Below are 3,810 nucleotides of genomic sequence, written 5' to 3' on the forward strand. Positions count from 1 at the left end.
ACCTATTGTGCATAATCTGCTCATAAAGAGTATATTTACATATTTTTTGACACATTTCAAGTAATCAGTTTAAGCCCCCTGCCCCGGCATCAACGGTGAGCACTGCTCCATGGTGAACGGAAAAGGTCGGGACATCACGGACGCGGACCTTATCAAAGCCGCCTCCGTGGGAGGAGTCTGCCGGCGGAAGGTCAAAGATATGATCGGGCAGGTGATGGAGGCACTGAGAGCCGTTTGAAGTCCTTTCCAGTTACAGACCAGCTTGGCGCTGCACGCTGGTGGCTCTTGTGTTAACGGCGAGGCTCATTAGGTTTAAAAAGAGCAGGCATGGAAACTTCCGTCTCCAGACCTGCTCTTTTGACGCTTGTGTGAAGAATAATCCGTTCCGTCCTCGCCGCAACTGAATGGCTCCAGATTGTGCTGCTCTTCCAGATGGCAAGGCGCGGATATTTTCACGCTATTTCTCCCAAGGTGCAGGCGTATTCAGCAAGCGAACGAGAGCTGGATCAGGCTGTACGGGTGCGTCCAGCGCTTGCGTGAAGGCATCCCACTGCTCCTGGGAAAGCTGGAAATGCATCTTTTCCGCCAGAACGTCTTCGGCATGCCGTACGGCCAGCTCCAGGATAAAGGCCGTGCGCGACTTGCCAAGCAGCCTGGCGGCGCTGTCAATGAGTGCCTTCTGCGCAGCGGGAATGCGTACGTTGATGACTTCGGTAGCCTGGCTCATATCCAACTCCTCCTTTCTGACTTCTTCTTGCTCAAGAAGATAGCAAAATTATATTTTTATCAATACAAAGTATACACACTCCTGCCCCTGAACCCCACCCCCACCCGTCACCAATATTTCTGCAAGGCGTTTTACGCAAAAAACAACTCCAGAAATATACAGGTGACTGGCTATGGCTTATACAAGACCCATGGTGATGGTCTTCCAGGAGTACGCTGATACTTCCACGACGACGCCCTCCGCGTCGCTCCCTCCCTGTATCATCGGCCCCTGCTACCACATCGTCGATGCCGTGGAAGATGAAGGCAACTCCCTCTACGGCCACTACACCGAAGCCGGTATCGAAAACGGCTTCTTCCCCAACAACGCTCCCGGCGCGCTCATCGACGAAAAGTCAGTCTCTTTTCGTCTGAAAAATGCCCGTGTGCGCCTGTATGCCGATCTTGCGGCAGGCGCGCGCAGCACGGGAAACTGCCTCCTGTTCGATGAAGGCTACCCGAAGGGCATCCTTGTCGGCGACATCGTCCGGCTCACGGACACGACCGCGCCCGATACTCCGAAGGAGATCGGGACGGAATACCGTGTCACCACGGTCGACGACATCGCCAAAGCGCTGTTCCTGAACCGTACCCTGCCGGAAGGCAAGACGCTTGCCGTCGAGATCCTGCGCATCGTCGAGGACGTCATCCTGCCCGCCGGCAGTGACGGCATCCTGCTGGATGTCACCTCAGAACGCTTCAGCATGGTCGGCGTCACGACCCCTGTCGAAGGCCTGGAAGACGCCCCCAAGGCTTGCCGGATCAGTTCAGCCGAGCTGTACGTCGGCTACAGGGCCCTTCGCCAGGATCTTTCGGACATCCTCACGCTGTACTCCGTCGATGAGATCAGTGGCAAGCTCGGCAAGATCGTGCCGGAGAACCCCCTGGCCTTCGGCGTCAGCATCGCCATGGCCAATGCGGCTGTCGGCATCAAATGCGTCGGTGTCGACTCGGAAGACCTTGCCGGCTACACGGCGGCCAAGGATCGTCTGGAGACGCACGATCCCGTCTACGCCCTCGTGCCGTTGACGTTCGACCCGGCGGTGCTTTCCATGTTCAAGCTCCACGCCGAACAGATGTCGCAGCCGGAACGCGGCATGTGGCGTATCGCCCTTGGCTGCACGCGGCTGGTGACGGAGAAGGAGATCGCCTCCGGCACCGGCAAGGTCGGCAAGGATGGTGATGGCGACCTGGTACGCCTGCTGTCACCGGAAGCTGCCTTCCTTTCCGGTTCCGTGGATGCGGGCGACACCCTGGTCATGACGGACGGTGATGGCGCCGAACACGAATACACGGTCTCTTCCGTCGTGGCGGAAGACCTGCTCACCGTCACCCAGTCCGCGCCCTTTGACGGGGAATTCTTCACCGAGGCCGGGGAATACCGGTTCCGTGTCCTGCACCGGCTCGACAAGCTGGATCAGGCGAAAGAGATCGCCGCCACCTCGCGTGCGTACGGCTCCAGCCGGTTCATCAACATCTGGCCGGATATCTGTGTCGTGGGCGGGCGCGAGCTGCCAGGGTACTACCTCGCCTGCGCCGTCGCCGGCGGCATCGGCGGCCTGCCGTCGCACTACGGCTTCACCCGCCTGTCCATCGCCGGTATCGACGGCCTGAAGAACAGCAACAGCCACTTCAACAACGACCAGCTCGATGTCATGGCGGGTGGCGGCACATTCATCTTCGTTCAGGCGTCGTCTTCGGCCCCGCCCCACATCCGGCACCAGCTCACGACCGACCGCTCGACGCTTGAGATGCAGGAACTCTCCTTCGTCAAGAACTTCGACTACGTATCGTATATCTGCCGGGACACCATGAATGCCTTCATCGGGCGGTACAACATCACCCAGTCCACGTTGGCGACATTGCGCACGGCGCTGCGCGGCGCTCTTGAGACGCTGCGTCTGGATACCAGCCCCAAGATCGGCAGCCGTGTCCTGGACTACACCATCACGTCCGTCGCCCAGATGGAGGACGTCCGCGACCGCGTGGAGATGGTCGCGGAAGTGGCGTTCCCGTATCCGCTGAACACCATCGGTCTGCACCTTACGGCGGTCCACATGCGTGTGGCGAGCAACTAGGTAGGTGAATCACCATGTCATTCTCTCCCATCGACAAGATCGAATCCACAGCGCCGGTCAGGGACGAATCCTCCTGGGTCGATCAATATAAAGAAGCGTTCGTCGAGCATCAGCACGACACCTCGCAGCTCACCCTCATCCTGCCTGACGACTGTCTGGTGGTCGTGGGCCCGCCGCGTCTGTCCCACGCCAGCAGCGAGAACTCCTTCTACCCTGTGGGTTTCCTGAACAGCATCAACATCTCCGAGACCCGCAACGTGCAGCCCATGAAGGCCATCGGCTCACGCCGGCACATCTTCGCGGCCACCAACGCCCCTGTCCAGGGCTCCATCGGCCGCCTGCTCTTCCTGGGCCGCAACATGCTCAACGCCCTCTATGCCAACGCCGACTTCGGCCCCGGCATCACGGACCGCAACAGCAAGTACAACGGCTCGGCCATCTCCGACGACGGCATCTGGAACGACAACCTGGAAGAAGACATCTTCCGCGTGCCGTTCGGCATGGGCATCGTGTACAACGCGCCCGCCACCCTCGCTGACGGTTCCGTCGTCGCCGGGGCCCAGTATCTGGAAGTCTGCACGCTGCTCAACCGCAACACGGCCATCCAGTCAGGCCAGGCCATGATCATGGAACAGGTCAGTTTCATGGCCGACCGTCTTGTTCCCTGGACCTCTTACGATACCCTGGACAAGGGCGCTCTGGACGCCGTCATCGGCAGCTACGGCTCGCTCAACTAGTCTCAAACAATCCGTTCTCCCGGCATACGGGAAAAGCCCGGCACATAAAATATGTGCCGGGCTTTTTTTAAAGAAAACACGATGTTGAGTAATCCAAAACGGTATGGCGAAAAAGTAGACTTTTTCGCCATAGCATCCTTAAGGACAGACAGCCGATAAAGTAGACTTTTTCGCCACGTTTTCAGTGATAATAGTTCCACTCAGGTTATAAAGCAAGCTATAATAGCTTC

3 protein-coding genes are annotated in these 3,810 nt (G+C 58.5%); 2 read left to right on the forward strand and 1 reads right to left on the reverse strand.

The features are described from left to right. Positions 1–457: 457 nt before the first annotated feature. Positions 458–727, reverse strand: a complete 270-nt coding sequence (locus HF854_RS12150) for a type II toxin-antitoxin system TacA family antitoxin (protein WP_168936518.1) — start codon at positions 725–727, stop codon at positions 458–460. Positions 728–899: 172 nt separating this feature from the next. Between HF854_RS12150 and HF854_RS12155 the strand changes: the two genes are divergently transcribed. Next, the gene (locus HF854_RS12155; RefSeq protein ID WP_168936519.1) at positions 900–2,843 is read left to right on the forward strand and encodes a hypothetical protein; all 1,944 of its coding nucleotides are present in this window, start codon (positions 900–902) and stop codon (positions 2,841–2,843) included. 14 nt (positions 2,844–2,857) lie between these two features. Next, entirely contained in the window at positions 2,858–3,580 is a 723-nt protein-coding gene (locus HF854_RS12160; RefSeq protein ID WP_168936520.1) for a hypothetical protein, read from the forward strand. Positions 3,581–3,810: the final 230 nt, after the last annotated feature.

Origin of the sequence: Desulfovibrio piger, assembly GCF_012843875.1 — a bacterium.
In the GTDB taxonomy this organism is placed as follows: domain Bacteria; phylum Desulfobacterota; class Desulfovibrionia; order Desulfovibrionales; family Desulfovibrionaceae; genus Desulfovibrio.